The sequence below is a fragment of the Marinobacter sp. genome, from assembly GCF_041984545.1.
GTDB lineage: Bacteria > Pseudomonadota > Gammaproteobacteria > Pseudomonadales > Oleiphilaceae > Marinobacter.
Window position 1 is genome coordinate 691 of the sequence record NZ_JBHIXV010000070.1, and the last position, 287, is coordinate 977.

1 protein-coding gene is annotated in these 287 nt (G+C 59.2%); it reads right to left on the reverse strand.

The genetic code is table 11. From position 1 onward, the window contains the following. Window positions 1-46 precede the first annotated feature (46 nt). The coding region (locus ACFC20_RS17510) for a type I restriction-modification enzyme R subunit C-terminal domain-containing protein (protein ID WP_375194102.1) at window positions 47-287 on the reverse strand (241 nt) is incomplete at its 5' end.

The window sequence follows — 287 nt, forward strand, 5'->3', positions numbered from 1 at the left end:
GCATGACGTCCTGGATGGATTTTACGAGAGTGCGGACAGACATGGACTAGGCGACTTCCTGATAGAGTTTGGCTTGGAGCTCGTGCACGGCGTTCTCGAAACCTTCGCGGCCGCCGAACGCCTTGATGAGCTGGACGGGCGTTCCGAGGTTGGTGAAGGGTGAGATGCGCAGCACGTTGGTATCGTCGAGATTGATGACGCCCTCGTCCTGATACTTCGCCAGCAAGGCATCAAGCACGGATCGAGCCTGCTCGCCATATTTTCCGAAGGCGTCGCGGCGGCGCACG